Source organism: Schlesneria sphaerica (assembly GCF_044336245.1).
Classification (GTDB): Bacteria; Planctomycetota; Planctomycetia; order Planctomycetales; family Planctomycetaceae; genus Schlesneria; species Schlesneria sphaerica.
On the sequence record NZ_CP172346.1, the window covers coordinates 1,316,799 to 1,342,560 of the forward strand.

Annotated in this window: 21 protein-coding genes; 4 read left to right on the top strand and 17 right to left on the bottom strand. The window is 56.1% G+C overall.

Features of this window, described 5'->3' with window-relative positions:
• Positions 1–75: 75 nt before the first annotated feature.
• Entirely contained in the window at positions 76–1,545 is a 1,470-nt protein-coding gene (locus ACGY09_RS05065; RefSeq protein ID WP_373651353.1) for an ATP-binding protein, read from the top strand.
• Here the strand turns inward: ACGY09_RS05065 and ACGY09_RS05070 are convergent.
• The 7 genes from ACGY09_RS05070 to ACGY09_RS05100 form a co-directional block, all read right to left on the bottom strand.
• The gene (locus tag ACGY09_RS05070; protein ID WP_397570716.1) at positions 1,537–2,019 is read right to left on the bottom strand and encodes a DinB family protein; all 483 of its coding nucleotides are present in this window, start codon (positions 2,017–2,019) and stop codon (positions 1,537–1,539) included. The genes ACGY09_RS05065 and ACGY09_RS05070 overlap by 9 nt on opposite strands.
• A 23-nt stretch (positions 2,020–2,042) precedes the next feature.
• Positions 2,043–2,984 carry a hypothetical protein gene (locus tag ACGY09_RS05075; protein ID WP_397570717.1) on the bottom strand — a complete coding sequence of 314 codons (942 nt, stop codon included), beginning with the start codon at positions 2,982–2,984 and terminating at the stop codon, positions 2,043–2,045.
• On the bottom strand, positions 2,981–3,862 hold the full coding sequence (locus ACGY09_RS05080; RefSeq protein ID WP_397570718.1) for a hypothetical protein: 882 nt from the start codon (positions 3,860–3,862) through the stop codon (positions 2,981–2,983). Before ACGY09_RS05080 ends, ACGY09_RS05075 begins: the two co-directional genes overlap by 4 nt.
• Positions 3,859–4,569 carry a hypothetical protein gene (locus ACGY09_RS05085; protein WP_397570719.1) on the bottom strand — a complete coding sequence of 237 codons (711 nt, stop codon included), beginning with the start codon at positions 4,567–4,569 and terminating at the stop codon, positions 3,859–3,861. Before ACGY09_RS05085 ends, ACGY09_RS05080 begins: the two co-directional genes overlap by 4 nt.
• The gene (locus ACGY09_RS05090; protein WP_397570720.1) at positions 4,569–5,621 is read right to left on the bottom strand and encodes a DUF6754 domain-containing protein; all 1,053 of its coding nucleotides are present in this window, start codon (positions 5,619–5,621) and stop codon (positions 4,569–4,571) included. Before ACGY09_RS05090 ends, ACGY09_RS05085 begins: the two co-directional genes overlap by 1 nt.
• Positions 5,622–5,624: 3 nt before the next feature.
• Positions 5,625–6,752: a hypothetical protein gene (locus tag ACGY09_RS05095; RefSeq protein ID WP_373651347.1), complete on the bottom strand. Its 1,128-nt coding sequence runs from the start codon at positions 6,750–6,752 to the stop codon at positions 5,625–5,627.
• Between the two features lie 167 nt (positions 6,753–6,919).
• Complete coding sequence (locus ACGY09_RS05100; protein ID WP_397570721.1) at positions 6,920–7,735, bottom strand: lipopolysaccharide kinase InaA family protein; 816 nt, start codon at positions 7,733–7,735, stop codon at positions 6,920–6,922.
• A gap of 248 nt (positions 7,736–7,983) precedes the next feature.
• Here ACGY09_RS05100 and ACGY09_RS05105 point away from each other — a divergent pair, with 248 nt between their 5' ends.
• On the top strand, positions 7,984–8,442 hold the full coding sequence (locus ACGY09_RS05105) for a hypothetical protein (RefSeq protein WP_373651345.1): 459 nt from the start codon (positions 7,984–7,986) through the stop codon (positions 8,440–8,442).
• 474 nt (positions 8,443–8,916) lie between these two features.
• Here the strand turns inward: ACGY09_RS05105 and ACGY09_RS05110 are convergent, their stop codons facing one another.
• Both ACGY09_RS05110 and ACGY09_RS05115 read right to left on the bottom strand, forming a co-directional pair.
• On the bottom strand, positions 8,917–9,759 hold the full coding sequence (locus ACGY09_RS05110; RefSeq protein WP_397570722.1) for an RNA polymerase sigma factor RpoD/SigA: 843 nt from the start codon (positions 9,757–9,759) through the stop codon (positions 8,917–8,919).
• Between the two features lie 299 nt (positions 9,760–10,058).
• Positions 10,059–11,828 (bottom strand): 30S ribosomal protein S1, encoded by a 1,770-nt coding sequence (locus tag ACGY09_RS05115; RefSeq protein ID WP_373651343.1) that lies wholly within the window; start codon positions 11,826–11,828, stop codon positions 10,059–10,061.
• Positions 11,829–12,239: 411 nt separating this feature from the next.
• On the opposite strand from ACGY09_RS05115, the gene ACGY09_RS05120 reads away from it, so the two are divergent.
• Both ACGY09_RS05120 and ACGY09_RS05125 read left to right on the top strand, forming a co-directional pair.
• The gene (locus ACGY09_RS05120) at positions 12,240–13,448 is read left to right on the top strand and encodes a 2,3-bisphosphoglycerate-independent phosphoglycerate mutase (RefSeq protein WP_397570723.1); all 1,209 of its coding nucleotides are present in this window, start codon (positions 12,240–12,242) and stop codon (positions 13,446–13,448) included.
• A 36-nt stretch (positions 13,449–13,484) separates the two neighbouring features.
• A complete protein-coding gene (locus tag ACGY09_RS05125) occupies positions 13,485–15,209 on the top strand; it encodes a cyclase family protein (protein WP_397570724.1) in 1,725 nt (574 codons plus the stop codon).
• Between the two features lie 149 nt (positions 15,210–15,358).
• On the opposite strand, the gene ACGY09_RS05130 is transcribed toward ACGY09_RS05125, so the two are convergent.
• From ACGY09_RS05130 to ACGY09_RS05165, 8 genes are all read right to left on the bottom strand, one after another.
• Positions 15,359–17,656: a serine/threonine protein kinase gene (locus ACGY09_RS05130; protein ID WP_397570725.1), complete on the bottom strand. Its 2,298-nt coding sequence runs from the start codon at positions 17,654–17,656 to the stop codon at positions 15,359–15,361.
• A gap of 220 nt (positions 17,657–17,876) precedes the next feature.
• Positions 17,877–18,887 carry a site-2 protease family protein gene (locus tag ACGY09_RS05135; protein WP_397570726.1) on the bottom strand — a complete coding sequence of 337 codons (1,011 nt, stop codon included), beginning with the start codon at positions 18,885–18,887 and terminating at the stop codon, positions 17,877–17,879.
• A gap of 256 nt (positions 18,888–19,143) precedes the next feature.
• Complete coding sequence (locus tag ACGY09_RS05140) at positions 19,144–19,971, bottom strand: thiazole synthase (protein ID WP_397570727.1); 828 nt, start codon at positions 19,969–19,971, stop codon at positions 19,144–19,146.
• A 9-nt stretch (positions 19,972–19,980) separates the two neighbouring features.
• The gene (thiS, locus tag ACGY09_RS05145) at positions 19,981–20,184 is read right to left on the bottom strand and encodes a sulfur carrier protein ThiS (protein WP_373651337.1); all 204 of its coding nucleotides are present in this window, start codon (positions 20,182–20,184) and stop codon (positions 19,981–19,983) included.
• A gap of 87 nt (positions 20,185–20,271) precedes the next feature.
• Positions 20,272–21,276 carry a DUF1559 domain-containing protein gene (locus ACGY09_RS05150; protein ID WP_373651336.1) on the bottom strand — a complete coding sequence of 335 codons (1,005 nt, stop codon included), beginning with the start codon at positions 21,274–21,276 and terminating at the stop codon, positions 20,272–20,274.
• A gap of 226 nt (positions 21,277–21,502) precedes the next feature.
• Positions 21,503–22,741: a lactate racemase domain-containing protein gene (locus ACGY09_RS05155; RefSeq protein WP_373651335.1), complete on the bottom strand. Its 1,239-nt coding sequence runs from the start codon at positions 22,739–22,741 to the stop codon at positions 21,503–21,505.
• Positions 22,742–22,870: 129 nt separating this feature from the next.
• Positions 22,871–23,392 (bottom strand): FHA domain-containing protein, encoded by a 522-nt coding sequence (locus tag ACGY09_RS05160; protein ID WP_397570728.1) that lies wholly within the window; start codon positions 23,390–23,392, stop codon positions 22,871–22,873.
• A 175-nt stretch (positions 23,393–23,567) separates the two neighbouring features.
• Positions 23,568–25,103 carry an AAA family ATPase gene (locus tag ACGY09_RS05165; protein WP_397570729.1) on the bottom strand — a complete coding sequence of 512 codons (1,536 nt, stop codon included), beginning with the start codon at positions 25,101–25,103 and terminating at the stop codon, positions 23,568–23,570.
• Positions 25,104–25,762 lie beyond the last annotated feature (659 nt).

Genomic DNA, 25,762 nt, shown 5'->3' on the forward strand with positions numbered 1-25,762 from the left:
GGGCGCATTTTCTCGTTCGGGCACGTTCGCTAGCATACGTCGGTCGGAAATCGAGCGTCAACCAACGGATCAAGTATGCTGCAATCGCCTCTTCTTCGACGCATCATCCTCTGCATGATGGGATTCGGGCTACTGGGTCTCATCCTGTTGTGGCTGGTGAGTCTCTCTGTTCCCTCGACCGTCGAGGGGCTTTCAACGCTCCGCTGGCGATACTTCTTCGCATCGGCGCTCCTGATGGTGGTGGGAGTCACAATCTCCGCCAAACTCATTTCTCGCTCGATTGAGTCGCTGGTCGAACTGACATCCGCCGCCGAAACAATGGCCAATGGCCGATTACCCGAACGGGTCATTCTCGAAGCGGACGACGAACTGAGCGGTCTGGCGAATGCCTTCAATAACATGGTCCAAAGCGTTGATACCCGCCTGACGGAATCACAGCGGACCCAACAACGGATCACGCGTGAGAATGAACGACTGGCGACGATTCTGGAGGCCATGGTCGAAGGCGTGATCGCCATCGACACCGACCAGCGGATCCTGCTGGCGAATACGGCCGCCATTACCCTGCTCAACCTCAAACCGTTCGATGTCGTCGGACGCCGTACCTGGGAATCCATCCGCCTGCCACAAATTCATGATCTCATCCGACTGACGTTGAGTGAAAACCGGCATCAACAGCGGATGGAATTTGAAGTCCCCTGGACACAGTCCATTGTCGCTGTAGTTGCATCACGTTTGCCGGGAACCCCCTGCCCGGGAGCAGTTCTCGTCCTGCACGACGTGACCGACTTGCGAAGACTCGAAAACCTGAGGCGAGAATTCGTATCGAACGTCTCACACGAACTCAAAACTCCTCTCTCAACCATTTCCGCGTGTGCAGAGACGCTGCTCGACGGCGCCCTGGAAGACGTTAATTTCGGAAGAACTTTCGTTACACGGATCTTTGAGCAATCAGGACGACTCAGCGATCTGATACAGGACCTCTTGGAGTTGGCACGTCTTGAATCTGGCGAGCACGTATTCAACGTTGATTCCGTCGAAGCCAACGCCATCTTGAAAGCCAGCACGGATGCCCATCTCACGATCGCCCAGGCCAAACAACTGACGCTGACAACATCCTGCACTGAGAATGAAGTTTGGGCTCAGGCGGATGCGGAAGGTTTGCGTACCATCGTCGACAACCTGATCAGCAACGCGATTAATTATTCGTTGCCGGGTGGCGTCGTTTCTGTCGAGTCGCGACGCGATGCAGAGTGGATCTATCTGGAATTCAAGGACAAAGGCGTTGGTATTGCACAAGAGTACCAGACCCGGATTTTCGAAAGGTTCTACCGGGTTGATCGCGCCCGTTCTCGTGAAGTCGGTGGAACGGGCCTGGGTCTCTCGATTGTCAAACACCTCTGCCAACTCTTCGGCGGAAGCATCAAGGTCGACAGTCAGGTAGGACAGGGAAGTACGTTTACGGTGCAGCTTCGAGCAGCCGAGGCTCCGCACGCTGCACCCGAAACGCCTTCCATGTCCCACCGGGAACTCGCCTCAAAATAGCGGGGCACGTCCGCACTGACGGCGAACCACGGCCCACTGACCCGAGTGCATCAGCCAGTGACTTCCCTGAAGTTCGTACATCGCACCGACGGTCTCCGCGTAGTGGACTCCCGTTGGCTTATCCAGATCCGCATCTGTGATCTTATCCAGAGCGGCCAGGGTTGCTGCGCGGACAGACTCAAATGTCGACAGCAATTGGTCCTTGGAATGGAAGTCAGCCGGGTTATCGCTCTTCGCAGTTTCTTTGGTGTATTTCTCTGCAAACCCCGCAGGCAGCTCTGGCATTGACCCCGGAGCGATCCCCGAAATCATCGAATGCTCTGACGCGATCAAGTGCCCCACTTGCCACTTGATGTGATTACACCCCTCACAGGGGCGTTTCATCAGTTCCTCCTCGGTCAAGTCACCGAGGTACCCCATGCAGACAAACTTCGCCATATTGATTGACAGTTTCAGCGCTTCTCGACCATTCATAGCGGTCACTTTTCTCCATGAAGTTACATTTTGACGAAACCAAGCCAATCATCGAACAGGAACTGCAACCGCATCGTCAGCAGTGTGATTCGTCCCATCACGGTCAGGGCAAATGAAGCACCGAAGCTGATCATCAGAACCCAAATCCCAAAGCGGGACAGACGTCCAAACAGTCCCTTATGCTCAACGGAAAAGTAGAAGTAGCACAAACTGGCGACAACGCTCACGACGATTACAGCATTCTGAACAGATTGTTTCCAATCAAATGCACCCTGTTCAGAAAACACGATCAGCGGCAGAATCGTGCTGCGAACCTGCTGAACAAAATCCGCGTTCAGGAACAGCAACAGTTTCAGCCCCGCCGTTGTTCCGACGACGAAGGCCAGCGGCCAGCGTCCCAACCATGTAAGCTTGGGGATCCAGCGGCAGAATACGAGGCCCCCCAGAATGACCGGGATTACATAGCCATAATCCGGCAGGGTATTCGCTGGGATGTCGGGTACGAAAGCGTAGGAAGCCACGTCCGGCGCCAGTTTAACGAGAACTTTGGCAACCAGCACTTCCCAGAAGTTCAGTACGATCCAGTACCCTGCAGAAACCCCGACAATGATCGACTCTGCGAGCTTGTAAAAAAGATTGTCCCGGTAGAGGTACGAGAAAATGCAGAGCGTCAGCAGGGCCGCTGTCCAGACGCCAATCGTCCGGGATGGACTCCACACTGCATTGATCTGATCTTTCGCCGCTTTGTCATACCGGACACTTTTTACCATGTTTCCCGAGTCGACAGCCTCGCCTGCCTCCACGGGGATAATGTCTTGAGTTCCGGGATTGATCTGCCCGACGACCTCGACCGGGACAACATACTTCTGACCGACTCCCGCTTCGGAGTAGACGGCTCGAACGACCAGCGCCAATCCCCCTGCCAGAAAAAGAAATGTCCAGATTGCAGTTTCGCGATGATTCAATTTGCCCTCCTTGAATAGCGATTTGCAAAGTGGATTCCATTTCCCAACACGATCAGAGCGATCATCAGGCGATGAGCCCATCGCTGAGGACCACCGCGGAGACTGGCGGGACGCATTCTCATCTCTGCGTAAGGGACTGGAGCCTTGGCGGCCAGCATCGTTTCATACTCGTTGGCCCCCCGGATCCCGGTCACCAGTCCGATCAGTTGGTCAGGGTAGTAGGGAAACATCTGCGTTGATTGAACACCGGTGCAACCTGCCGCCAGTGGGATCCCATGTGGCGTTCCCGCATATTGCACCCATTCTTTCGCGCCGGGGAAGCCCCCCGACGTATTGATGATCAATTGCATATCCTTCAGGCTCGTCACTCCGTTCATGATGGGAAGACCATCCAGAGTGTTTCCCTGAACGTCTTGTGAGCGTGCTTTGCGGATATCTGATGTCAGTTGATTGATGGCGACCGCCTCCCCCGCCAGATAACCGAGGTTCACATAGTCTTCACCGTAGCGGTAGGGGTGGTCTCCAGACCCGAATTCTGTCTGGATCACATTTTTGATTGTCGTGTCGATCATCGGCAGTGCCGTTCCCCACAACGTCACGAAAAAGACCTTGTGCTTTCGCAGGCAGCAGTGCCTGGTGAATGCCAATGCCATCGGCGAAAGCTCGGCCGATGAATTGGGATCAAAATCCAGAGCCATCAGGATGCGAGATCCTTCCGGCAATGCCTCGACCTGGTCGAACAGACGCCGCGTCGGAGTCGACGGGGTCTCATCAGATCCGACCTGCAGCAGAATCGGAGCAGCGACTGCGATCGCCATGGCCAGAAAGATCCACCGACGGTCGAGTGAATTTAACTTTTGCAGAAGTTTGGAAGTCACTCATCCCCTCCCAGGTAGGTTCGATCCTGGCCCAGCAGGATTCGCAGTGAGGTTGCAACAACTCCTAAGGCGACGCCGATCATGATCGCCCGCTGTCCCGCAGTCACAAAGGTCTTGCGAATGAACTCTGTCAGATCGCCGATCGGGACGTAAGGTGCAGTTCCGTCTGAGGGTGCAGGCAGAAACAGTGACGTAATCTCTCGATCTTTCGTCTGTCCCACCAGCACAATCAGGGCCGTGACCAGCAGCAACACCGCTTCGACATTCTTGGCGCGGAAAGCACGAAATGCGGCAGACGCGACATAAAACGCCAGCATGGCGAACATCGTCGCGACGATTGGACTGAACAGGTACTCGTAAATCCACCAGAAGGCACTTCCTTCCTGCTGAAATTGACCCGACCAGGGTCGATTGAGCGACTTGACCGACTCGGGTACGACCCCCACCTTCAGCAAACCGACAACGACCGTCACGGTGAATGCGATCAGCGTCACCGCCGAAAAGCCCCACCCCGCTTCACGGTCGGAAATTTTCTTCAAGTGGTGCAGACAAAGATTGGCACCGCCAAACAGCATCGCGATGGTGGCAACGATCGTGTACCACTCTTCCGCAAGCTGTCGCGAGGACAACAGTCGAGGGGAAAAATAGGCAATCATCATCACCCATCCTGCCAGGACGGCGATCAGCACGGGAATAAACTTCGACATCAGCCCCCCTTCAGAATGAGATCGGTGATCCAGTACGTCCGGCGATGCGCGGCGGAGTCGGTTCCCTCCATGGGCCGAGGCGAAATCGAATCCCATGTTGCCAGAAGGCTGCCGACAACGATCAGGACAATCGCAGCCAGCTTCCCGAAATCCTGTCCCTTCAGCATCCCGAGTTGAGCAGGCTCACCTGATAAGTAGGCCGAAGCTGCAAACAGTTCCTCCCCCAGCAGCGTGTAGTCACATGCGGCGACGAAGAAGGGAAGTTGAGCCGTCTCCGCAGTGCCAGCGATTTGAATGGCACCGACGGCATTACCCGTCTCCGCGAGAATCAGTGATTCTGCATAGAACTTGCCGAGATAAAAGCAGGCAGCCGGTTTCTCACGATACATCCAACCACACACCGATGCGACGTAACCAAACTGCTCGTCAGTGACATAATAGACATGCTCTTCGTTGAAATAGTCGGGCCGGCCTGCAGCTAATGCGGCCCCCTGCACGGCTTCCCTCGCTGCGGTCATCACGAGTGCGCGTGTCGTCGGAACTTCCAGCGGCGTGTCATACTCAGCCGCCACCTTTGCCACACTCGACAGGACTGTCAGCCCGGCGACGGTGTCAATTTCGTTGATGTCCTGAATGCCCGGAACGAACAGCATGGGCCGTCCCATCTCGGTCGAGCGCCCTACGGCCTCTTCAATGGCTCGCAGACCCGCTATCGGACGGACATAGAACGGGCGACCGTGTCGCGCCAGTTCCGTGCAGACGATCACCGTCGTGCAGATCCCGACCGTCAAAAAGAAAAACGGAATTTTGGGAAGATCAACCAGTCGCTGCCCGGCAGGGGGATTCTCTTCTGCCACCTCCTCAACTGTCTCTTCGGTCTCGACGACGGATTCCTGTGCTGTCAGCACCGGGGTCGCGACGAGTCCTGTCAGTGCTGTCGCCAGCAGGCTTCCCAGCAACAGCAGGAAACGAAGCGGCAGTCGGTCGAACGTTCGTCGCCGCCGACCAGGGGAAGGCTGTTTGAGGCGAGGGAATTCTTTCACGGTTTCCATGTCTTACCCCTCGATCAATTCGACATTGGCACGCGGGACTGTTACGACAGATCCATCCATGAGGCTCACCTCAACAACTCGAGCGAACGATTCAGACGCCAGTTTGACCTGCTCGTGCGGCAGCTTTGTCACCTTGCCAAGAAGACCGAAGTACGGCTCGCGAATCACGCGGATTGGCGAACCAATCTCAAGACGTCCCCCTTCCTGCATCTTTTCACCGGACGGGGCCTCCAGTCGATTCTTGAGGGGGATAATGATTTCAGGTCGCATCACCCCCGCCCGAATTTGGGTAGCGCCATTCACGCTTGCGAAGTGCCCCGCATGAGAACTCAGCAGCTCGAATGTCCGGCGAGCCATTGCGATGTCGCCAAACCCCTCGGTAATGATGACCGTGATTCCCAGCTTCTCCGTGCCGGTGACCGCGACACCCAGATCGTAACCGAGAATCTCACGCAGGTCGTGATCATCGATCCCACCGGCAATGACCGCAGTCACTCCAAATGCAATCGCTTTCTGGACGGCTTCACCGGTGACCCGTCTCCCACCCACAACGATCCGACCACAATGTTTCTGCTGGATCGATTCCTCCGTAAGATCTTCGTCAGGCGAATCGGCAACAAGCTCTATGTGTCCGTATGCTTCGCCCCCGATTCCGAAGATCCCCTGCACGACGGCCACATCGGCTTCGACGACCACACCTTCATTCGGAATCACCTCGGTCACTTCGCCAGTCAGGTGCGCGAGGACTTGCACAGCGATCGGTTCGCCGCGCAGGATGACTTGCCCCGTCACCTTCGAGATCGACTCAATCGTCCCCCCCATCGGCGAAGGGAAATCGGACTGAAAGAATCCGAAAAAGCCTTTGGACTTCGCCAGTGCCTGCCCCTGCGACACCTTTTCGCCCTCTTCACACAACATCACCCTGGTGAGTTCCGACGGCAGAACTCCGAGCCGCTTGGCGAGATTAAGAGGCATGGCATCGCCCGGCAGAAAGGTCCTGGCGACCACGTCCTGCGCGTTGACGTGATCCCCCACTTTGACGACCACATCACCCGGGACGGGCAGCACCCTTCGGCATCGCCAATGCCGACCGCGTGACACTAACAATCCCGGAGTGTACGCTTGAGCCATGCTTGTCTCATCCGCTTATGGAACACGTTTTTTCAGATCGTCTCAGACCAACCCGAATACATCAATCGACATCTATGGAACTTGCGGCAAACACTCAACGACTCACTGCCTGCAGGTTCCGGCTATGTTCCCTGTGGCATGTTCGGAACAAACGTGTCCCGGCAGTTTCAGAGTTTGTTCTTCCGTGAATGCCGGGCGATTGAGGCGGTTTTACTTTCAATCTGCGAGATCAATCGTCGGTCGGAACTTTTTAACGGGCGATCGAGATACCCTTTCAAGAACTGAAGTCGCTCCCGCGTGGATGCCGTTGCGGCCGAGAAATTGAGCTGAGCAAGGTCCTTGACAATCCATCGCTGGGCAAGCGGCCGTTGCCGCTGAACCCTCCCCAGATCGATGATATGGATCAATTCAGGCTGAGATCGGGACTGCATCAGATGTCCCAGATAAAAGTCCTGGTGATGCATTCCTTCCGAATGCATCTGCCGGGCGAGCCGGGCGACATTGCGGAGGATCTGAGTCCGTTCTGGAGGTGTCACCGGCCATTCACTGTCCACTGCGAATCGTCGCGAGAGCTTTTCACAGTTCTCGAGTGACTCAGTCACAAGGAAGGAGTTTGATCCCGATTCGCCCAGCGCGACGGGAACCATCGTGGGAATTCTCGCCGCGTGGAAGGCAAGAATCGCATTCCACTCGTTTCGCGCGCCGAGGATCGGCCAGGTCAGACGCAGCAAAGGTTTGACATACTCTTTCCATGACGATCGCGAGTGCCGTTTGATGTAAAACTTGCGTTCGCTTCCCTCGTCGTTCAGGGAAAACGACAACGTGACACGGTCGGTCCGCAGGTTTTTTGCGATCGCCGCGTTGGCCGTCTCTTCCCAGATGCGGTTGAATGTTGTCCAGCCATGCCGCTGCAGCAATGGTACAAACGCGCCATTCACGGTCAGGCGGCCTGAATCCCAGGCTTCCAGTGCAAATCGAGTCAATCCGGCGTCCTTGCTTGAATCGGGATACGATCTGGCGGTGGCAAAATTTTGTTCAGCTCGGTCGAGCTTGAGAAAATCTTAGAGGAATCTCTGAAAAGAGTCACCCTTCTCATTAGGGGCTAGGCAGTCCTGGGAATCTGTACTTCCTTTCGCGACCCCAACGACCTCAGGAAGGCCAAAACACTTCAAGCACATCCGCCGGTCGGTCGATCCCCACAAATGCCTGTTGGCGGAAAGAGGGAACGCGAATGAAGTCTGGATGGATCTCGATTGCCGCGGCGATGTTCACACTGGTCTCGGGCTGTCAATGCTGCCCCTGGTTCGACCATTACGCCAATGTCGTTGATGACATCAATGACACGCACCTCTACGTCGACCGAATCTACAACCCTCGGTTCGACCTGACTCGTATGGGTAAGCCCGATTGGTGCAGTCCGCTGAATTCACACTTCTGCCGACGCTGCTGCAATAACGGTTGCTATGACCGGTACGACGACTGCTACCTCTATCCCCCCGTGACTCCCTACACGTTCCCGAGTCAGGTGATGCCACCACCGACGATTCGCACGAAGCGAGAAGAACGGAACATCGACGTCCAGATGATGGACGAACTGAACCCACTTCTCCCCGGCGAAGATCCGCTTCCGTCACCGTCAAAAACCGAATCGGATCGGAATAATCCCCCCGCTCCGACCCCAATGCCGTGATCGAATAATGCTCGACGCGATCACAGTACGACGGGGCTCATTCGAATCGCCGCCGAATCAGTGCGAGAACGAGGGTCACATTCCTTCAACACTCGCACCGTCGGCGTCGCGTAGAGCGATTCTGTCTTTCGTGCGGAAGCCGAAGAGGAATCGTCATTTCGATTTGTGGGAATTTCGACACAGCCATCTGCCTTCGTAATCATCCACAACGAAAAAACGAAGCAGAGATACCGTCTCTCAAACGGGCCAAACCGTGGACGTGACACGTTCGCGAGTCCCATCGCCAAGCGCGTTCACGTGGTCACAACCGCGACGTCGCCAGTTTCGGCTGTTGATAGAATATGTCAATACGCATCCGCCAGCTTATCGCTGACAATTGGAAGGTCGCAGGTTAGTCTCGATCTTGAAGTGGCACCACGAGCGGCACATCGTTCCAGAGAACGCGCCGCCGTACGAGCAGCACCGCAGATTCGATCATTCGCCCAGCAGCTCTTTCGCGATCCGCTTCAGCACGTCGCTTTCGATCTGGCGAACTCGTTCCCGGGTGAGTCCAAGTGTCTCACCGATCTCCTTCAGCGTCTTAGGCTCGGAGTCGTCCAAACCAAATCGCATTCGCACGATCGTCGCTTCACGCGGATCCATTGTCTCGAGAATACGGTAGACGTGCTTCAGGTTGTCCGCATCCAGCATATCATCATCAGGAGCACGCGTACGCTGATCCGCGACCATGTCACTCATCTGCCATCCACCCTCGTCATCATCCGTCTGAGGAATGGACGTGTAGAGCTGGATGGCTTCCTTGACGATACTGAGCTTCTTCTTGGGAAGCCCCAGTTCCTTCGCCACTTCTTCCTGGGTCGGCGGTCGCCCTAGTTTTTCGTCCAGTTGGGCAGTAGCGCGGCGCCACTTCGTCAGCAACTCGACCATATACGCAGGAATCCGGATCGTCTTCCCGGTGTTAATCAACGCACGCTTGATCGACTGTTTGATCCAGTAGCTGGCATAGGTACTGAACCGCGTATTCATGTCCGGATCGAAGCCCTCAACAGCCCGAAGCAGGCCGAGGTTTCCTTCTTCGATCAGGTCCTGCAGCGGCAAGCCTTTATTGGTATACGCGCGGGCGATATTCACAACGAGCCTGAGGTTAGCACGAACCATTCGGTCCCGGGCGGCCGATTCACCGAAGGCTATTCGTCGTGCAAGATCCTTTTCGTCCTCTGCGGTCAGTAGAGCAGTTTCGTTGATCTCTTGAAGGTAGGTTTCAAGGGGCGTTTGAGCTGCGGAAGAAGACTCGCGGTAACGGGTGATTCTGGCCATCTCAATGTGTCTGCCATTCAGGAGAGTCATCGGGACATAGACGCCACCTCCTGTGGCAAAACGATGCGGCTGGACAACAGCCCATCTCTGTTATCGGTAGAGCGCCGCGAAATCCTCTATCAGAGCTAACTCGACCGGTCGTTTCGATCAGAGAAACTTGGCAAGGGGCGCAAAAAAACGGCCCTTCGGGTGGTACCGAAGGACCGTTACTTTTTTCAAACAAACTCGCCTTCTTTTGCTTGACAGGCGAGCGTTGAATCCGATTGGCAAGGGTCAGACGACCGACTGCCCGTTTGTGACTATTCTGCGCCCCCGCCGAGGGTAAACAGCGGACCTGCGGATCCTTCTGTACCACCTTTCAGCTCTGTACGAGGCTTCGGAGGAGCAGCCGATTCGCTCGATTTCGCATCATCGGAACCGCTCAAATCAAGATTTGATTTGCGGCTGAGACCGATTTTGCGATCTGTTGAATCAATTCGCAGAATGCGAACGTCAAGCTCTTGTCCGACTTTAACGAATGTTTCGGGATTCTCGACCTTCTGGTCTGAGAGTTCTGAAACGTGCAGCAGGCCTTCGAGTTCTGGTTCCAGTTCGACGAAGACACCAAAGTTCGTGATCTTGGTGACCTTGCCGACAACCTGAGCACCGGGCTGATATTTTTCGGGGATCGTGGTTTCCCATGGATCGCCAGCAAGCTGCTTCAGACCCAACGCAATTCGCTTGCGTTCCTGGTCGACCGAGATCACCTGGCAGGTAATCGGATCGCCCTTCTTCAGCATCTCGTTCGCGTGAGAAATCTTACGGGTCCAGGACATATCGCTGACGTGCAGCAATCCATCGACACCTTCTTCCAACTCGATGAATGCACCGTAGTTGGTAAGGTTGCGGACGGTACCACTGACGGAAGCACCGGGTGGGTACTTGGCAGCGACTTCGTCCCATGGATTTGGCTGAGCCTGCTTCATGCCCAGCGAAATTTCCTGCTTGTCCTTGTTGATTCCAAGCACAACGACGTCGACTTCATCGCCAGGATTGACGAGTTCGGTCGGATGATTGACGCGCTTCGTCCAGGACATTTCGCTGATATGGACCAGACCTTCGATGCCGTCTTCCAGTTTGACGAAAGCACCGTAGGACATGACGTTGACGACTTCGCCGCGGATCTTGGTGCCGACAGGGTACTTCCCTTCGACGTTGTCCCAGGGGCTCTTTTCCTTCTGCTTCAGGCCGAGCGCGATCTTTTCCTTGTCGCGATCGACGTGCAGAATCATGACTTCGACTTCCTGGTCGATCTTCACCATCTCGGATGGGTGACCGATACGGCCCCAGCTCATGTCGGTGATGTGCAACAGGCCGTCGATTCCGCCCAGGTCCACGAACGCACCGAAGTCGGCGATGTTCTTGACCGTTCCCTTGCGCAACTGACCTTCAGTGATTTCCGAGAGAAGATCCTTCTTCATCTTCTCACGCTGAAGTTCGATCAGGCGTCGGCGGGAAACAACGATATTTCGGCGTGATTCGTCGATCTTCAGGATCAAACATTCAATCGTCTTGTCGCGATAGAATTCGATGTCCTGGGGACGGCGGATATCAACCTGACTGGCTGGCAGGAAGACGTTGACGCCGATATCGACCAGCAATCCACCCTTGATTTTTCGCAGCACTTTTCCGGCGACGACATCGCCTTCTTTGTGCGTGCTGATGACCTTTTCCCACTCGCGGATTCGGTCGGCCTTCTTCTTCGAGAGCAGAATCAGACCAAATTCGTCTTCGATTTCTTCGAGCAGAACGGAGACCTTGTCACCGGCGACGGGGGGAACTTCCCACTCGTCGATTGGGACAATACCTTCGCTCTTATATCCGATGTCGATCAGAACCTCTTCGCCTTCGACGCGAACGACGGTTCCTTCCAGAACGGCGTTGACGTCGTAACCTTCATCGCGACGGTTGTACAGGTGGTCAAGGCTTCCCTCTTCGAGGTGTTCCGCTTCAGCTAAAGAGATGTCAGCCGCCAGCTCGAGTTCTTCGTCGCTGATGTCAAATTCACGTAGTAGATTCCGATCAACCATACAATTCCCGCCGTACTGTTGCGGCAATGATCGAGTACGCCTCAGATCAACACCGTGGATCAAAGACGCGATCGTCCGCTGTCTTGAGCCAGGAAAGTGCCCAATTCGAATCTGTTGACGAATAACGACTTCGCCTTACCGCAGAATCGAAGAATGGGAAGTGTAGCAGAAATGCAGACTTTTGGGCTAGTGGAAACCGGCGCAAACTACTTCAAAAAAAGGGGATTGGTCGGAGATTTTTCAATATCCCTGACATTTTTCCATTTTGATTCCATCTCGACTTAAGTTCCGGTGGAGATTCGCTTGCACGAGCTACGTCTTCGACCGACAATTCGCCCCTCTGTACCGTTCGTGACACCATTGACGTTGTTCCCCACCAACTTCTTGCTTTAGATTGAGACTGCTTACCAAATGACTGATCCCCATGAACTGACTCGAATGCTGCAAAAGGACAACGGATCGAAGATCGTGTTGCTGGTAGGTGATGGTCTGGGTGGCTTGCCGCTCGAACCCGGCGGCAAGACAGAGCTCGAAACGGCCAATACGCCCAACCTGGATGCACTCGCCCGCCGTGGCACCCTTGGCCTCAGTACCCCGATGCTCCCCGGCATCGCGCCCGGAAGCGGTCCCGGCCACCTGGGCCTGTTCGGATACGATCCCATCAAGTACCGAATCGGACGGGGCGTTCTTGAAGCTCTTGGTATCGATTTCGAACTCGGCCCCAATGACGTTGCCATTCGAGGCAACTTCTGCACCCTTGACGCCGCCGGCAACATCACCGACCGCCGCGCAGGACGCATCCCGACAGAAGTGGGCAGCAAACTCAGCGAGAAACTGAACCAGATCAAGGTTCCCGGCGCAGAAGTCTTCGTTCGCGCTGGTGAAGGCTACCGCACCGTGCTGATTTTCCGGGGAGAAGGACTGGGCGGCGATGTCGCTGACACCGACCCGCAAAAGACTGGCGTTCCCCCGCTGGAACCCGTCGCCCGTTCCGCCGGGAGTGCGAAGACTGCACAAGTCGCAGCCGAATTTCTGAAGCAGGCTCGGGTTGTCCTCAAGGATGATGCTCCGGCCAACTTCCTGACCCTCCGCGGCATCGACACAATGCCTCAGATCCCGCGATTTGAGGAAGTCTACGGCATGAAAGCGGGTGCCATCGCGGTTTATCCGATGTACCGTGGTCTCGCACGACTGGTCGGCATGGATATCCTCGATGCAGGCCATACTCTGGACGACCAGTTGACCCGCCTGGAAAAGTCGTGGAACGATTACGACTTCTTCTTCATCCACTGGAAGTACACAGATTCGTCGGGCGAAGACGGCAACTTCGCTCTCAAAGTCCAGCGGACCGAAGAGCTCGATACCGCGATCCCGCGCATTGCAAAACTCAACCCTGACGTCATCGTGGTGACGGGGGATCACAGCACCCCGAGCAAGATGAAGTCGCATAGCTGGCATCCCGTGCCAGTCCTGCTGTCGGCCGAAAACTGCCGCTTCGACGGTTCGACAAAGTTCGGCGAAACGCAGTGTCGGCATGGCGGCCTCGGGCAGTTTGAAGCGAAGCATCTGATGCTGCTCGCCATGGCACATGCGGGACGATTAGAGAAGTACGGCGCCTGATCCCACAACTCTAGATGGAAAGTGAAACGGTCCTTGATGAAACCAGCGCTCCAGGTTCTTCGTGGTACTTTCTGTGTGTGTTTCCTCCTCGTATCGGGAGGAGGGACACCACCACTTTCGGCCCAGTCGGTCACACCCCGGGAGGAAGTCACTCGATTTATCGATAACTCGCTCCTGATTGCACCGGAATACCCGTGCACGTGGCCGACTTATCCTTTCCCCCGCTTCCAGTTGAACCACCAACGGACGATTGGCCCGGATTCGGCCTACAACATTGATTCGATCTACGTTGACGGCAACACCGGGACACAATTGGACGTTCCGCCCCATTCGGTCACACGTCCCGATTTGAAAGGGCCCAAGTCGGGGCCGCTGGGGCTGGCTTTTACGGAAAAAATCGAAGCCTGGCAGTTTGGTGGAGAAGCCTGTGTGATCGACACACGGGAACTCCTGGATCAAGCCCCCAAGGGGGTCAGTCCTCTGGTGACATCCGAGTTCGTCAAGCGATTTGAGTCGCGACACCGCCCCCTGCGATTCGGCGATGTGGCTCTGTTCCGAAGCGACTACTCTGACAAGTACTACCGCCCGTTCCCGGAAGGAACGCGGTTCATTTCGGATGTGATTGACCGGAAGGCCCCGGGCTACCCAGACCCCGATCCGGATTGCATGGAATATCTGGCAACACGCGGTGTCATGACTCTGGGGACTGACAGTGCCAGCATGGGCCCCCTTCCAACTCTTGCCGAACCGACTCACTACGCCGGCCTGCGACACGGGATGATCTGGACGGAAAGTGCGACGAATCTGGGCGAACTGCCCGAAACGGGTTCCTTCTACATCATGATGGGTCCGCGTCATCAGGGAGGTCCCTACAGCGAAGGTCGCGCATTCACGATTGCAGGAGGCAAGTTGCCTAAACGGTTGATAGACTCGGCGAGGAACAAGCGAGCCATCGACATTTCGCCCGTGCTGGCAGCCAATCTTCCTGTCACCCATCCAGGCTTCGGCACCGGACAACATCGACAGCCATATCTGAAAATTGATTTTCTTTACGCTGAATCGCTCGACTTGTGGCACCATGGTCACCTGATGGATGCCATGGCCGGTACACACGTCGTGCCACCCGCCTTCGCCCTTCCCAAAGCTGGCTCTCATCCCGAGTATGCCCCCGAGGTTCGTGGCTGGCTGGAAGAGTACGAACAAAAATTTGGCCCTCGCGGCACCAGCGATTTAACGGTCGAAAAGATCCCTCTGGAATGGACCTGCGGGCCCGTTCGTGTCATCGACGTGCGGTCACTTGTCGGCTCAACTGACGCCAAGTCCTGGCCAGCCAGTCCCAAAATCACCGCAGCGGTCATCCAGGCGGAAGAGCAGAAGTCAGGTCCACTCAAGCCAGGACAGGTTGTGCTGTTCTACACCGGACATCTTGACCGGCATTTCAAACCTGCTCCAGACGATGCCGGCGTCTGGGCTGATCCGCTGGCCGGAAAAAGCGAAGGCTGGCCTGTTCCCGACGCTGAAACGATCGTCTATCTCAAAAAGAAAGGGATCCGCTGCGTCGGCACTGATGCACCTGATCTCGGAGGTGTCGACCCCCGTCAGGCCCTCATGACCTATTGGGCTCTGGGTTCTCACGAAATGGTTGGTGTTGAGTTCCTGTACAATCTGGGTCAAATTCCTGGTGATGGCTACTTCCTGTTCGCCCCACTCAAGATTCGTGACTGTCACGGTGGACCTGGCCGGGCCATTGTCCTGCACTGATTGATCTGCCTGATGAAAAGTCGAATTTCATCACTTCGCTGAATGTCCTCGTCGGTTTTCAACCGTCGAGGACATTCGCCTTTGAGAACAGTTCTTTTTCAATCATCGCTGACAGATCGAAGTTCGCCTGAAATGAGGCTATCCCAAGATCAGTCCCCGGAGTTGCCGATACGAGCCGGTTCGATTCCGGGTCGTGCGTCTTCAGAAGTTCGCGGCCCCTGAATCGGTGCAATGGCCCCGTCTTCTGCACTTCGTACGTCTTCGCCTCGAAACTTGATCTCACTCGCGACCAGGCCATCAAACTGCTCATCGGCGTCGACCGGCAGATACCGGTTCTCTTGAGGGCTGAATGTCGCCAACAGAACCGTCCCCGGTTCAACGACCGATTCATCCGCGTTCATCACAACCGAACTGGCAGAATCCTTCCGGATCTTGTCATCGTCGACGACGATCAATCCTGAATTCATGTCGGCCAGATGGAACACGGAATTCTTCGCCTGAATTTCAATCGGTTTTAACCCGGCAATCCGTGCAGATTCACCCGCCATCCACAGCAGAGGTCCGGAACTCCTGAGCGTTACGTGATTGAGTTCCAGCCGCATTGCTGCACCTTCACTCTTGGGCCCGAGTGCGAGGAACTCTCCCCCACCTGTTTTCAGTGTATTCTCGACCTGCACCCCTTGCGGCGTCTGTGCCAGCACGATCGAGACACCGTCGCCGTGAAAGACCGAGTTATCAACCATGATCGAGCTGGTGCCCAAGGTTCGGGACGAAGCAGGCTTCCAGGCGACAGCAGTAACACTCTCACCAACCTCACCATCTCGTTCCGATCCCTCCGTCCTTCCGAGAAATTCACAGTTCGAGATGCTGAGCTGATTGCATCGCACCATCACCATGGCGACCAGCGAGTCCGCGCCAGAGCGACTGATGGCGGAACGCCGAATCGTCACGTGCTGAAGAATGACCTGACTTGACGAAAGGGTCAACGGCGAGTTTCCAATCTGGATCTCTGCTCCCACTCCAGCCGCCCCGCGGATGATGAGTTGTCCTTCTGCCGCTCGGGTCGACGCTTCGTAGGGTCCGCGCTCCGTCAACAGCACGATGCCGTCCGAACTTGGGGCGGGTAACGGCAGCAGTCCTTTCACGGCAGTCCGCTTCGGTGAATCGACCGATTCCTCCTTGATCGATTCATGAACGCCGTTCGTTGGTGCGGCCGTCGTCGAGGCAACAGATTCCAGATTCCTGGCGATACTCAGAAGTTCGTTTCGCAGACCGTTTTCGTAGAAGGTCGCGACACCACCGACCAGAGCGAAAACCGTTGCGGCAGTCCAGACAATGCCACTCATCCGATCAGACGAAGGAGCTCCCATGAAGTGAGGAGCCGCACCGTCGAACAGACGTTTGAACTGTCGCAACCGGGAACGACTGTACGAACCGGCGCGTCCCCAATGTTGCAGAACCTCTTCGAAACTGCGGGGACGCATCTCCACATCGGGATCGGTCAACTGACGAATGGATTCAGCGAGTGCCACTGGAGTATCAGGTGCCCAGACTCTCACATCGTCGATGGTCCGCGTCTGATGCCCCGCAATTTTGGCGAGCGGATCAGCGGAAATGATGGGCGGCCGACCGGTCAGTAACTGCCACAGCACGCAGCCCAGCGAGTAGAGTTCAGAACTGACTGTCCGGGAGGCCCCCGTCCCGATCAACTCCGGGGCAATTCCGTCGTAGTGATCCAGCGTCAGATCATCGTGAATGGTCATGAACGGGTGCAGTACTGGCTGGATGGCTCCGTTGACGAGTACCGCAAGACCGTTATCCGTGAGCCGGATGTTCGACATCCGAATGTCGCCGTGAAGAATCGATCGGGCATGCAAAGCCGAAAGACCTTCCAGAAGTTGCTTGCCAATTTCGAAGACGACTGTCGCGGGGAATCGACCTCGGCGCACAAGCAGCTGGTTCAGAGGCAGTCCGGGAACATAACGGCAGACCAGATCAACCGATTTCTGTTCGAGCGGCAGAACTTCGTTTGGAACAACCAGATTCGGATGCGCGAACCCCTTCATCTGCCCGGCAGCGATCGTCATCTCGCGATGAAGGTCGGAAGCACTCTCTACGTCCACAAGCTGCCGCTTGATCACACAACGTTCTCGTCGATCGAGTCGTCTGACCAGCAGTGTGCAGCCTCGGTGACTTCGTCCCAGTTCATCGATGGTGACAAACGAGCCAACGCGGAGCGAGTCCCCTCGTCCGATTTCCAGTTGGCGGGCCTGATAGGGAGTTAAAAGGCGTAGTTGGACCAGCGAGTCAATCCAGACGGAATCGAATGCCGGCAGGTCCGACGCCAGTCGTTTCACGCGGCCGCGGGCCCGGCGAAGATCGCTGGGCTGACACAACTGGAGTTCTGTCAGTTGTCGAACCAGTTGTTCAGATGGTGGCTCATACACGACGAAAACATCCCTGAATGCGACTCGTCCTGTGACCCGCATTGCCGCTATGAATTGAAACGACTCACAAGGCCACCATGACTTAGGAATCGTTGTCGCAGAATCGAGAAATTTGAGCAATACGCCAATGCGTATCATCCGTTGATGGCGGCAATTTTAGGAGAGTCGACTTCACGAAGTAAACCCGCTGCTCGCTTCCTTAATTGCCTCAGCGGCGATTTCAGTCGCCGTGTTTACTCCGTTCTCTGAGAAGATCACTGCAGCTTTTGAGCGAATTTTTCTCTTGCTCGGAAAGCGAGTGCAATCCATGTTCGTGCACTTTAGCGAGTAGCGAGTCTAGTTCTTCTTCGACTTGGGCTTGCCGCGTTTGCTCGAGTTGTTCGCGTCTGACTCGTCGCTGTTCGCGCCAGCTTTCGAGCGGGCCGTGAAGAGATTCCCGAGTCGACACCGTATTTGATCGTTCAAGCGTCTCATCATCCTCCAGCAGGTCATCATCACTCGGCCCCGCTGCTTCCAGTGCTTCAGCCAATTCCAGCTGGAAGTACTGGATGAGATTCATGGTCAGGACGAAGGTACCGATGAGCACCACTTGGCTGTTATCGAACGAAGCACCACCAATCAGAATCAGCATCGCTACAAAGATTCCGATATTGATTGCGGTCCGATTAACGAACTCAGGAGCGATCCGGGTCAGCAGTGCAGCACGCAGGATGTGTCCGCCGTCCAGGGGCAGGACGGGAAGCAGATTGACTAAAAACCCAATCCAGTTGGCCGTGAACAGGAGCAGTCCGATGTCCTGCCAGATGGTTGCAGCCTGAAGTGAGCCGATCGGCAAGACAAACGGATTCAGCGACGACGGCAATGTCTGTGGTGCGTACCATCCTGGAAAGGCAAACAGGCAGATCAGCAGGTTGAGCGCAGGCCCTGCCGCGGCAGTGAGTCCCATCCCGAAGGCCCCGCGCGCCGGGCTGACTTGAGCGAGACCACCGACGGGAGTCAGCAATACCTCATCGGCTCGCCCACCGGTCCAGCGAGCGGTAAAGACATGCGCAAATTCATGAAGAAGGACGCTCAGTAGCAGCAAACCCGAGAACGTCATCCCCAGCGTGAAGCCATATCGCGGACAGACGACCAAGGGGACGATTGCCAGCCAGATACTCAGCCGCACATGGGTCGAAAACAGACGCCCTGCGGAAACCGATAGATGCATCCAATTCAGACGGTCGTTCATTGCTCATGCACCTCGAATCGGGCCACAAACCGCTGAAGTCCTGCGAATCGCCCTCGCCGAGTCGGGCTCTTCATGTGGTTCGTCTTAGTATCGTAGCCCTATCCCAGCTTGCCGACAATCGTCCATTAGCCTTTACAGTAGCGAATTCCAGCGTCGCCAGAAATCGCCGCCGGATGTCTTTAACGTAAGCAAAAAACGGAACCTATCGAAGTCGAAGACTGGTTAAACAAGGTGGACTTTAAGCCCACCTCGGCACTCATTTTTGACTTGAGATCAGCCCCGATTCCGGGCTGCTCGCAGTCGCATACAGCTTGCGGGGAATCCGTCCTGCACCGGCTGCAAGATGCCCCGCACGGCAGGCGAGCCGCATCGCTTCAGCCATCTGCGGAGGGTTTTGCGCCGACGCAATGGCCGTGTTCAACAGCACTCCATCACAGCCAAGTTCCATCGCATAAGCGACATCACTGGCGGTTCCCACCCCCGCATCAACGATCACAGGATAGTCGGGATCATCCGCCTTCAAGTACTCCAGGCAGATGCGAATGTTATTGGGGTTCAGCACTCCCTGACCGCTTCCAATCGGACTCCCTGCAGGCATCACTGCAGTGGCCCCCGCCTCTTTCAAACGGCGCGCCATGATCGGGTCGTCCGAAGTGTAGCATAGCACCTCAAACCCATCCGCGACGAGTTCCCTGGTTGCTTCCAGGGTTGCAACCGGGTCCGGCAAGAGTGTCTTCTTGTCGGCCAGAACTTCCAGCTTCACCCAGCTCGCCCCCGGATTTTCGAGTCCGAGCAGGATCTCACGACCGAGCCTGGCAGTACGGACAGCGTCTTCTGCGGTGAAGCACCCTGCGGTATTGGGCAGAATGGTGTACTTCGACAGGTCGATAAAATCGAGGATATTCCGGCCGGATGCATCCACGAGGCGTTCACGTCGGACGGCGACGGTAATTACATCGGCCCCACTGATCGTCAGGCACTCACGCATCAGTTCGAAGGTCTCGTACTTGCCAGTCCCGACGATCAGCCTTGACCGGAGTGAGTGTGTTCCCAGACGCAGCGGTGCACCATTTTGTTCTGTCATCGTCGCGGTTCAGCCTCCACCAACAAGAGTGACTATTTCGATTTGATCATGAGCGGCAATTTTCGTCTGGCTATGCTCGGCCCGCGGGACAACTCGTCGATTCAATTCCACCGCCAGAAACCGGGGATTCAGCTTCAAACTGGCCAGCAGCTCAGCAACTGTCAAACCAGGTGCAACAGACTGTTGTTCGCCATTCACAAGAATCGAAAGCATGATGGTCGGCTAAGTCGTATGTGAGATGAAGAAACCCGGTATCCAGGACACCGGGTTTACGTTTTTCTGATTGCGTGAAATATCAGATCACCAATTGTCTGTCACGTTTTCGATATCGACTCCGGAGACGTATGCCCGTAATGCACCATTTCGCGTGGAAACGGCCTTAAAGACATTCAGGTCCACCTTCTTGGAGACGACCTTCGACGAACCATCGACGAGTGCAAAGCAGGCCAGATCGTTATGACCGCTGCCAAAGCTGAAAAACTGGAGAGGGGCTGAATTCGCTGCGGTGGCTGTCCAGTAGGCATCCCACACATCGGGATGTGCTGGATCGTCCCAGACACGAACGCAGCAACTGAAGCCATCCGCCCAGAAACCGTACAGGCTGTCGCCGAGAATGATCGTGTTCGACGTACCATCGGTCACGTCCCCCATCCGCACAGAACTGCCATCGTAGAGCATTCCATTCGGAACCTTCGGGGCGTTGTTGGCTGCGGTACTGGTGTCGTAGGCCCCCATATTTCCACGGTAGGTGGCATAGGCCCAGCCCTGAGACATTCCCGAGCCGGGTCTGGACGAGGGAAGCGAGTTAGCACTGGGGCAGCGGTATGACTGAATCGTTGTTCTCAGATACTGTTCATTCGGCGACGCAACATTGTTAGAGCCGAACTTGGGCTGAGCGAAGTCGATATTGATCGTTCCCTCACCCATTTGCGACAGGATGAACGAGTGCCAGCCCCATTCGGGAGCCATGTACCATTGCGTGACGGTCGTCTTCATTTTCTGTCGATTCAGCACCGTATCGACGATCGCCGGTTCGGGCAGAGTTCCAATCTGGCCCCCTCCCGTCCCTGGTTGAATGAACCCCGAGGGGAAGCACCGGAAGGCACTTTCATAGTTGTGCATCGCGAGCACAATCTGCTTGAGATTGTTCAGGCACTGTGCCCGTCGTCCTGCTTCACGTGCCTGCTGCACCGCGGGAAGTACCAAGGCGGCCAGAACTGCAATAATCGCAATAACGACCAGCAGTTCGATCAACGTAAAGCCCTGTCGTGCGGGCCGGCTGGCGCAAACGTGACGACGAATCATAACGTGATTCCTTGGGATTGAGCGGCGATCATTGTGTCGTCGTCGCCATCTGATTCAGACGTATCCGTCCATGAATGACACTGACGCTATTGAGTGACCCTAACAAAACAACAGGCAGTTTTCAAACCCTGACATCAACCTGACTGGAAATTCGTCCATCCACCTTCAGTTCAAAGTTCAATGTCCGACAAGAACGCCCGATCACCAGAAATGGCCAGCCAGTCCACTATTGGTTAAGTCGATATAAGTACTCACCCGACTTCCGGACGAGCAGAACCCCCTCGTCTTCCCGGTTGGCGAACGACTCGACATCAATCGTCTTCGGATCACGGTAGCCAAGATTGATCCGGCGGCACGTCTCTTCCGGTATCCCGCTGGCCAGCGTGACCTGAACTCGTGGCGTCTCAACGCCGTTTTCGTAGGTGCCGCCCCCACGAACATGAGTCGAATGCGCCAGCACACCCCAGGGGTAATCTTTGAACCGATCCCACTGCTTGGTGAAGTAGTCGCGAACGTGGTAGCCCACCTGTTCGATCAACTTGCCATGCGTCACCGAGATTTCGTGCAGATGCGGCGCATAGATAATCAATTCGCCCCCATCGGCCACGACCGGTTCCATCTTGTACATGCATTTCCCGGCCACCCACAGTTCGTCGTACATCGGGGGTGCACACGAGAGAACCTGTTTGAACGGCCGATCGTAGCGCTTGATGTGAACCTGGCTCGAGAGATCCGCCGCATTGCTCCATGCACTCTCCGGAGTCCCGTAATAGAGTCCATGCAGACTGTTGTCAGACGAGACCACAAACGTGATCGCCCGTCGCGTCTGGGGAATCATCGACGCAGCAGCATCGACAACGCGGCGCACTGGTGTATCCTTCACCCCGATGATCCCTGCGTTGGTAATCAGGGCTCCCAGCCAGTGGAAGAAGTTCAGAATTTCCGGTCCGCCGATTCCCGGGAAAAAGTACTTATTCCCCCCCGAGAACCCGACCACCTCGTGCGGAAAAACCGGCCCTAGTACCAGCAGCAGGTCGTAGTCCTTAATCCGCGAATTGATCTGGACTGGAACTTCCAGCGACAGCAAGCCTCCAGAAAGTTCTTCGGTTTCCTGCTTTGTCAGCGTCCCCAGCGTCAGCAGCCGTTCCGGTCGGTCCCATTCATGGTTGAAGGCTTGCAACTGATAGAACAGCCGACGCCTCTCGTCGTCGTCAATCCCGAGCAGACGTGCGATCTGTGAGTCGGACATGGGGGGATGAGTTCCCAGAGCGACGAGCACATCCAGCGACTGACAGTGGGGACGAACCTCACGAAACAGGGCGTCGAACAACAAGGGCAGCGGTGCTGTTCGAGTGGCGTCAGGGACGATCAACAGGACTCGCTGACCGACAAAGTCATCCTTCGGCAAGGCGTTAAACCACTCACGGACCTGAAATGGCGAAAGCGAAGGGATGGATTCTGGCATTGAATTTCGTCTGAGAGAGATTTCTGCAAGACACGAAACACGGTCCGCATTTATAGCAATTTCGGTCGCGACTCCAACTCAACGCGGCACGACAAAGCCCGCGCAATTGAACCCCGGTTTCATCGACGGTCACGACTCGTTCAGCCACTCCAGCGCCTGATCATCGTCCGTTTTTCGTGCGGGACCATCTGTCAGACGAATGGTCGGAGGCGTGATGGCATCAGGACTGGGCAGGGGATACGAGGGAGACGGAGGCCGCTGAGGGGGTTGTTTTCGTTTGCTGCTCCGTCCCACATCTAGGCCGGCTTTTTCGAGCAGACTCATCTCAAATGGATCGACGTCTTCGATCGTCGGAGGAACACCGTTCGGATCGGGAGTGTACTGAATTTCGAATGGGTGACGAGCGAATGCCAGGGTGTCACCGGACTGGAGAAATCGCTCTTCGATCCTTTCGCCGTTGACCTTTGTCCCGTTACGACTGAGGTCCGTCGCCCGCCAGTAGCCGTTGATGTATTCCAGACGGCAATGATGGGACGAGACATTCGCAAAATCCAGCCGGATATCGCAGCTGGGACGACGGCCTACAATCAATTGAGGCTTGAGCAGAGGAATCGGATCGCCACCACCAACCGGAACGAGAAACCCCAACATACAGAATTGTCCCTTCATCGTTCACAAGGCGGTGCGGTAAATCAACGACCTGCGTAAACCGACGCGGCCCCCCACGCCACCCTGGAGGCGGATGGGACGAGAGACCTTGTCCCTGCATTTTCGCTGTATTTTTCGGAGCCCGCAATCAAAAGTGTCGGCAATCACTTCGACAGATTCAATACAAAAATTGATTTCTTTGCGAACTGCCGGAATCTGCAGAACTGCCAACCAGAACATCTTCCAGCCCCGCGTCTCGCGACGGGCTGACGGCCGATTCCTCGCCATGAACAGCGTGGTGAGCAGCCTCAAGGTGATGTTCGGAAAATGGCCAGAGGCATTGAGCACCTTCGTGGGCATCTTCATGAGCATCTTCCTCGTCCCCCCCGAATTCTGGGGAGGTCGTCTGCTGCGGCGCAGGATCGCTCCACTGCGTAGCCTGCGTTCCCGACTTTGTTTCCTCTGCTGCCAACTCTTCCCGCAGCCAGTAGGGCATCGATTCCCGGTAGATCCCCAGCAGATCCCCCTCAGGTGAAACCAGCGGTTCCTCAAGCAATTCTTCACAGGCGGGTCCGTCCTGGCCGGGCAGGGACCAGAACCACTGATTTTTCACTTTCATCGCCCGGCATCCCAGGCTCTTGAAAGCACGCCGCAGCGTGGAATAGCTGATGTCGTAGTAGCTGGCGTTACTGCGGATCCAGATTGACGACGCGCGTCCCGGTGTCAGTTGATCCTTCAGCCAGCGTGTCACACGCTGAATCTCGTAAACCTCTTCGCGGACCAGCGGATTCTTCAGTTTTACAGCCATTTGATGCTGATAGTCAGCACTTGAGAGGGCAACTGCTTCGCTGTTCCAGACAAGCCGCCCTTCGTCGATCACAAAAGCCCGTCCGGCGGGAGTCGCCGTGAGGTTGGTTTTCACCGGGAGCAGGAGTCTCTGGCCTGGATGTTCCAGGTCCTCGGCCGCCAACAGGACAGAGCGTGCCGCATTCATTAGTTCGTGGTAGGCAGCACATCGAATGCGACTCCCAGTTTTTGCAGTGACGTTGGTCACCACCAGTATCGCAGCACCGGTTCGATGAGCCAGTTCCACCAGCCGAGACACGACCTCAACGCGGTCTCGCCTGTTGTCCGTCGGCCCGAAGAACCGATCAATCGGATCGATGACGATTAACCCGATCTCTTCCCCAGCGTCGGCGAGCTCTTCCAATGACTCTTCCAGGCGCGACAGATCCTGCTTCAACCGAAACAAGCGGGGTTCACGACAATCTGTTACCGGCGGACAATCTTCAGCCGCGAGGGACGACTCGTCCGTCGACGAGACACATCGGCTTTCACCCGGTTCGCTCCCTCTCAGCACATATACACACCGCGTATCGCCCCCGGCAGCGGCCAGGCGCGGCAGCACGGTATCGTCCGCCGCATCCTCGGCCGACAACACGACCACTGATCGAGGCCGATTTTCCAAACATCGTTTGCTTCCGAACTCATTGTCAGCTTCGCCTTGCCACCCCTCGCTACCGGGAGTTCCAGACACAGCACTCGTGCCCCGTGTCACCATGGCGGCCAGGTGCAGAGCCAGAAAACTCTTACCGATTCCCGGCTCTCCCGTCAGCAGCGACAGCTTGCCGAACGGAATGAGCCCTTCGCAGGCCCAATCGATCGACTTCGGCATCACGTCTGACAACCTCTGCAAAAGTGCCTGTGCCACCATTTTCGATCCTCCTTGCGCGACACCACCCACACGACACCTGACGACTACTTAGTTTATCGTACAACACAAATAGTTTTCCGCAAGACCAATTTGGCTGATGAGCGGCTTATGCAAGACGCAGCGATAAGCGGACTGGCAGTTCGAAAATCGTTTCCACGAGAGATTGGGGTCAGTCAGTGCCGACACCCGGAACCGAAAAGGTCTCGTCCGGCACGGGCCGCATCGGTTTCAACCCGCTCAGTGTGCGTCCGGTCCCGGCGAAACGGCCACTTCTGCAGGGCTCTTAGCCCGACAAACAGACCTGGGGTGACGACGCAATCTGACCGTAGGGCGAGCCTCAGGCTCCAACACTTGAGCGACGGTTGAAAGCAAACTTTCCGACACAGGCGCGCACGAATTCGGAGCATTCGCGACCGCGTCCCGAGAGGCCGGATCGCCCCCCTGCAACACACACTGCGCGGCAAAGATGGAAAACGGACACCTTGGCCGCGGTTGGCTCTGTCACGTCCATCGTGCAGGAAGAACCCATCGGGAGACCTGCCACTGCGTCAGACTCCTCTGTTTCGACCAGAGACGGAGCGGCTTCTCGTATTTTTATGGAGAGAACGAGAGCACCGGAAAATCCGGGACAGTCACGCCGTGACGCACGACTTTCCATG